General features: G+C 47.6%; 2 protein-coding genes. Both read left to right on the top strand.

The annotated features are described in order from the left end of the window. Window positions 1-24: 24 nt before the first annotated feature. Window positions 25-4,596 carry a hypothetical protein gene (locus tag ACQY26_RS03100; protein WP_428047630.1) on the top strand — a complete coding sequence of 1,524 codons (4,572 nt, stop codon included), beginning with the start codon at window positions 25-27 and terminating at the stop codon, window positions 4,594-4,596. 232 nt (window positions 4,597-4,828) lie between these two features. Next, the coding region (locus ACQY26_RS03095; RefSeq protein ID WP_428047629.1) for a hypothetical protein at window positions 4,829-7,141 on the top strand (2,313 nt) is incomplete at its 3' end.

The raw sequence follows: 7,141 nt of genomic DNA, 5'->3' as shown, positions 1-7,141 counted from the left end.
CCCCCCGCCGATAATACCCGTGTAGTGCGGCCCGATCCTGCCCTTGCCAGGCCCCCGTATTTTGATAATCCCGCTTGGCAGGAAGCCACTAAAATAAGCCATGAACTGCTTTTCGGACGCAATTCCGCCTCGGACGGAAGGGAAGACCCGGGGGTGGCATCCCAAGCCGCGCCTTCCGAGTATGAACAATTCTTGGCAGAATATACCAAAACCGTCAATTCTCAGGCGGCTGCGATTAAGAAGGAAAACGAAACTTTTAAAAAACAAACGCTGCTCAAAATAAACATGGAGGCGGAAAAATACGCTTTAAGCGGCGAGTATCCGCAGGAAGATATATCCGCTTGGAAAGAGTCCGAAACCGCAAATCTTAATTCTTGGTTTGAAAACGCGCAGAGCGAAGCTGAAAGGCTGAGAAAAGCGGAGCTTGCAAAATCCAGAACGGCTTTTGCGCAATATCAGGCCGAGGTCGCCGCCGCAATTGACGCGGAAGACCGGGAAATATTTAAAAACGTGCAAAGCAAAGTGCGCGCTTTGTTTGGGATTTACAAAAAGAATCCCAGGCCGGAAATAGGCTATATTTTGTTGGATACGGTTCCTCTGTTCATTCCCATGAATTATAACGGGGAAGACTTGTTAAACGACGAGGAAAAAAATGTAATGCGTTCCTTGGCTTTAAACCAGCTGCATAAGCCTATTTCGCTGCAAACGCAAAATATAAACGCATATATTTCCGCCATGACCGTTATTGCGAATCTTTCAAGGCCGGGCGACGGCGGCGGAGCCGCAATTAAAGAGGCCGTTTATTCCTGCGAGGAAAACCCCCTCTTTTTTCCCCATATCTTAATTACGGCGGTATCGGCTTTGCTGGCCTCGAAAGATTATGTTACCATAGGCGATATCTTAAGATATTTCACAAATAAAGAAAAAGCTGTGGAAACGCCTGATTTGCTGAGCATTGCCGCTTGGGTGGAAAATATCCAAATGATGAACGGCAAGTATTTGAACGGGGCTTCTTCAATAGCGCAATACCAACTTGAAGACGGTACCATAGCCAACGCTTTTACCGACATAGCCTTAATGCTTTCCGAAGACGGCGGCCAAGAAGCTTTGAACTTGCTGAAAACTTACGGCGCAGATCAATGCGCCATGACTTTGGATTTCAATTTTAAAGATACTTTCAGTCCGCGCTGCGGCGGAATTAAGCCTTTTGTCGCCGGGGCTTTAATCGGCGGTAAAGCGGGCGCGGAAAATTACAGAGGCCCACTGCGCGAAATCAGAGCGGGCGAGCAGGAGTTTACTTCCGGCGGCAGCGTAATAACGGTAACCGCGGATCAAGCCGCAAGAAACAAAGCGGGGATATCTTCAAACATCAAAAGATTTAAAGATAATGCGGCGGCCTCGGGTTTATCGGCCAATGCTTATATAGCACTAAATCTTATTAATGAGGGCTTGGGCGACATTACCGTAAAACAGGAATCTTTTATAGACTCGGCTTTGCTTAAACAGTACAGAAATGAAATAAAAAACAATATGCTCGGCAAATACGCCGTCGTAGACGACGCCAGACGCGCCGCTAAAGAAAGCAGCCTTAATTTTTATAAGTACGCTAAGATAGGCGGCAATGTTCTTGATATCGGTATTTTGGTTTGGTGCGCTTGGGATTTGGCGAAATTGGGCAAAGGCGTATATTCTTTGGGCAGAGGCGCGTATTCCGCGTTTAAACTTTCCAGAATAGGCGCGCCGGCCCAGCGTATGGCTTATATAACCCGCCATTTGCCTCATTTGAAGAAGTACGCTTCCGCCGGTTCTTCCATGACTAAATTTATGACTCGCGTCAAGAACGGAATGGAACCGATAGTCCTTTCCCAAAGGGCTTTATACACTTCCGCGCCTTTGCCTAAGATAGCCGGTGCGGGGCTTGAGGGCACTACCGTAGCCAAAACTTTGGCGACGGCGACTTTTGACGCCGCAAAAGGCGGATATACGATAAACGCCGTGGAAGCCTACAGGGCTTCCGCCGGAAATCCCGGCAGAGTTACGGATATATTAAATACCAGAAAGGCTTTAGACGCCGCCGCGGCTTCCGCGCAGGAAAATTACGCCGCCAGAGGCTTCCTTGACAAATACAGATCTTACAGAGGATATCTTTCCGCCTCGACCAAAGAAGCTTTCGCAACTGCCGGGATTGATTCTTATTCTCTTGGCGCGGGCATTGATTTTGCCAATACTATGAGACTCCCCCGCGGCTTTAAGCCGGCTTCTCTTCCGGGCGGAGCGACGGGCGGCGTGGAATATTTGGCTAGGCCTTTGGGCACTTCCGCCACTCCCGGTTCTTTGGAACTTTATCACAGAAGTTCAGTAGGCGCGCCCGCCGAACCTTTGCCGGTAAATATTACGATTGAAAGCAAAATACCGACTATTAAATCCAATGACGTTACAAACGTGCTGTTGACGGGCCAGGACGAAATCCGCCTTTCAATGGCTTCCGAAAGAAAGTTGATAGACCCGTCCTATTTCAAAATAGGCATTGACGACGCCAGCTTTATGGGTTTGGCCAGAATGTCGCGCGAAGGCTCAACCCCTTTAAATATTAAATTTATGGGCGAGCCCGCCGGTTTTTGGGGCAGGACTTCAAATTGGTTTTCCAACACTTTCCGCGGCAAAAAGGGCCTTTTCCCCGGAACCGGCAGCGTTTTGGTGGAAGAAGGCGGTTTCCTGCGCCCCACTTCCATAAAACTTTCAACCCCCAAACGCTTTGACGGAATGCAAATGGTGGTGAGGGAGAATAATACCCTTTCTCTGCTCGGCAGGAACTCCGCCGGCATTATGACGGATTTTTCCGTTCCTTATACTTTGGCTCTGCCCAAAGGCCAGCTGAACAATTTTGTAAAATACGCTTCACAGGGCAGTTTCAACAATCCGTTTAATCTTTCCCTTACCGGGGCCAAGAACAAACTTAACACCCTGTTTGCGGTGCAGTTCCTCTCCCTCAGCGCGGCTTCCACCAGCTTGGTCGGCCCGTTAAGGCAGAATTACCCCGATATTTCTAATACGGACGTGGCTTTGATTTCAATAGTGCTGCCGTATGCCTCAAGCTTCCTTTCCCCCTTCTGGGCCCCGTTCGTAAAGAGATACGGTTCGGCCAATATGGTGAAAACAAGCCTTGGCTTGGCCGGCGCGTCGCTTACCATACCGATGCTTTCCGGCTTTAACGGCTTCGGCGACGTTAACGCCATGAACCCTAACAAGCCTTCTATTACGCCGCTTTTAATCAGCGGAACTTTAATAGGATTGTCTTCTTCCATAACGAGGGCTTCTTTTAACCCTCTTATGGATAAAATGGGCGGCGGCGTAGGCCTGCTTAAAGGCATGGCTTTTAAGAATTTAAGCTCATTTGCCATGCTCGCGCCGACTTTGGGCGCATCCTTATGGGATATGGCGTCCCCAAGATATTATACCGATGAGGCCGGCAATTATCTGCTTAACGACAAAGGCGATAAAATTTTGCATTCGCATACGGATTTTTCATTGTACAATCCTTTCCTTTTGGCTATAACCGCGGGCGTTTTCTATAAGTTCCAAACGGCGCGTATGCCTACCCACATAGGTAAGGTGGAAGGTTATACGATGTCCTCCTTCGCCAAAGGGCTTGGCGGGAGCGGTGCCTTTGCAAACGGCTTTAACAGGGTTTACAGGCCGGTGGCCGGCACTTTGGCCGAAACTTGGAACGCCACTAAAGTGCTTGGCCATAAAGCCGTATGGCCGGTGGCTTTGGCCTCTACGGCGGCTTTGGGCGTGGAGTCTTCGCTGCTGTACAATTACAGTCAGGCTGAATCCAATAAATATACGGGGCATTATATTGAGAACGCCGCGGTAAAACCCGTGGTCGCGACCTTGGCCCTTACCATACCGCCCTTCCTTACAAGGCTTAAATCCAAGCCGATATTGAAACTGTTCGGAGGCGACGGCAACCCCGAAACTTATAAGAGGCTTATCGGCGCTTCCCTGATAAGCGCGGGCGCAGGTACCGCTTTATTGGCCACGGAAGATAATTTGGCGACGTTTATACCCGGCATGGCTTTGGTGGGCATAGGCTTTTCAAATACCACCAACGGACTTTTGAAGATAGGCGAATACAACCTTAAAGCCGCAAAAGCCACGCAGAGTATGATTACCGGCTACAAAGTGGCTTACCCCGGCGTTCATATCGGTATGGCCATATTCCCCAAACTTTACAGCGGTGCGGCGGACGCTCAGCTTCAGTCTGATCCAAACCTCAGCAAAAACGAGGCCTTGCAGAATAATATTTGGATACCGGCCCTAACTTTGGGCGGTTCGGCCTTATTCTACGCAAAAGGCACGAACCTGCTGCACTTTAACCCCTCTTTCAAAGTGCCTGCGGGCCTTGCCGGACTTACCAGGTTTACGGTCGGCACTCCTTCCGCGATGTTTGATAATTGGCGTTCAAACGGTTTGTTCTCGCCCGCTTACGGCGGCGCGCCGGGATTGACGCCATCCGTGAACTTGATGAAAACGCAGAACTTGGACGATGTTCTGACGGAAGAGCCGGAGCCGGCGTCTTCGGAAGAAGAATAAATATATGTATTTCCTTATAAAAATATCCCCCTCTTTTATGCGGGGGATATTTTTTAAATGTTTCCGGGATGTTTTGCGGGAGTTCCGCTTTGCACGTGCAGAGAATAGGACTTTAGACCTAAAACCGTTTGGGCCCAAATTCTCTTGTGTTAAAAACTTGTTGCTGATATAATACTAGTAAGGAGTATAAATTTTTATTATATTTTTCGTTATAAAAATGGTGATGAACATTATGAAAAAAAATATTTGCAATCTCGGTGTGAAGTCTTTGTCTTTAATACTTTCCGGCGTTCTGATTTTCCAGAGCGGCTCTCCGGCTTTTGCTTCGGCTTCTGCGGGCGCATCTTCGGGAAATGCCGCGGAATTTAGTTCTTCCGCGCCTGATATTGACGCCAAACTGGATAATGCTTATCTCACCAGCAATATTTCCTCTGACCAATATGAAGAAGTTTTAAGAAAAAATGTTCAAAGACAAAAAGATATAATAAAACCTTTAGCTAGGCAGATATCCTCTTTAAGGACCGAGGCCAACTCCAAATATCCCGGCAAGGCCATGCAGGCCAATATGTATGTCGGTATTAAAGGCGTAAACGCGGTAGGCAAACTCACCTACGAACTTAAGAGCTTCTTGGCTTTCTTTTATGCGAAACGTTCACCCATGCCTTTTAAAGAATTTAAAAAAGCTTATGACGAACATATCAAAAAAGAAGCAGCCGCTTACGCAAAAGAAAATAATTACTCCGTCAACGAACTTGTCTCTTTGTTGAAAGAGCAATTCCCCGCCAAGCAGATGTACGGCGAATATAAAACCATAGCCCAAAAAGAACTTAACTGGTATAAAGCCAATGAAGGGAAAGTTAACGAATCGGCCTATCAGGTTTTAAGGGAATATGTAAAGGCTTACGGCGTTAATATGGATTTTGAAGCTTTAGCTCTTTTAAGCAATTTGAAGTTAAACGGAAAAGAGGTCATTAACGAAGCGGAAAAACAAGCCATTCACAATTACGCGGTAAACCGCATCAACAATTTAAATTTAGATAAAGTATTTGATGTTTCCATATTAAGTTCTTCCAAAACCAAAAACCAACAAAGCAAAACAGCCGCAAGAGTTTTACAAGACAATATAAATATGATAATGATAGGCGGAATTACGGCCCCCGTCTATCCTTCCGCTTATGTAAACGCGGTGGTAGGCTTGGTTAAGAAAAGCACCGAAACAGCGGCTTTCCCTTATATGCTGCAAGCGGGTGTAGGTTCCCTCCTCGGCGCTAAACAGTATTCGGCGGTAGACAATCTTTTGGCTCATTACACGGCACTTGAAGGCGCGGGCGACAGCGCGTGGGAAATGTTCTCCGTGGAATACGGCGTAAATGCGATTAACAATACCCAAGGGCAATATTTGCGCGGTAAAGCTTCAAAAGGTGCGCAGTATGCAAGCGCGAGCAATGTTACTTATTACAACGCTTTTATGGACGTAGCCAAACTTTTGGGAGAGGAAGGTTCCCCCCGCAGTTTGGCTTTGTTAAAAAAATACAGCTTTGACAATGAAGCACCGATTATGCCTTTCCTGGCCGGCGCGCTTTTGACCGGCAAAGTAAGCCCCGCCGAAAGCAAAAACTCAAGAGAATCCGGCCTTTCCGCCGCGGCTTTAATGGCTTTGAAAGTTGTAGATATGAATATGGCGGACTTATCTGACGCGCAGGAAGGCAGCCTTGATACGGAGTTAATCAATAAATATCCTTCTATAAAGGGTAAAATCGGCGAATATGCCGTATACGGCGCGGATAAAATGCAGGCAAAACGCTCCCGCCGCGTAAATTTGGGATATTTCCAAAGATTGGGCTGTGCGGTAGACATCGCCTTTATGGTTTGGGCGACTTTTGACTTGTTAAAACTTGCCCGCAGCGCTTATTCTTTGGGAAGGGCCACTTTTATGGTTATCCAGCTTTCCAAAATTTCCAATCCTGCGTTAAGAACCAGCAAAATTATCTCGCAGGCTTCAAAGATTAAACCTTATGTCGCCGCAAGAACTGCTTTAAGATCTTTTTCCGGCAGGATGAAAGGCGCCATGGCAAGCGTTGTCTTGGGGCAAAGACATTTATATACCGCTGAAGCTCTGCCCGCTATCAAAGGTGCCGGCGCGGCAAATACGACTACGGCGAAAGTTTTGGGCACCGTAACTTATGACGCTGCCCAGGGCGGCCTTGTGGTTGACAGAACCGCCGCTTTGGCGGCAACCGCCGGTGAATCCGGCAGAGTAAGCGAGATTTTAAACGTAGAAAGAACCCTCGCCGTCGCTAATGAAAATGCAAGAAGTTCCTATTTGAGCAGAGGATTCTTTAATAAATTCCGCAGCTACGAATCATATCTTTCCTCCGCGACGCAGAATGCTTTCCGCAACGGGAAATATTCCGGATATTCTTTGGAAGCGGGGCTTAACTTCGGTTATGATTTGAAAAACTTTAAACTTGCGGCTCCTAATGCTGCGGCTTCAACCGCCGCCGGTTCTTCTTTCAACTGGCTTGCAAGGCCTTTAAGCGCGGCC

Origin of the sequence: Candidatus Proelusimicrobium excrementi (genome assembly GCF_937881865.1) — a bacterium.
Taxonomy (GTDB): domain Bacteria; phylum Elusimicrobiota; class Elusimicrobia; order Elusimicrobiales; family Elusimicrobiaceae; genus Proelusimicrobium; species Proelusimicrobium excrementi.
This window is presented reverse-complemented; position numbering and strand designations above follow the sequence as displayed.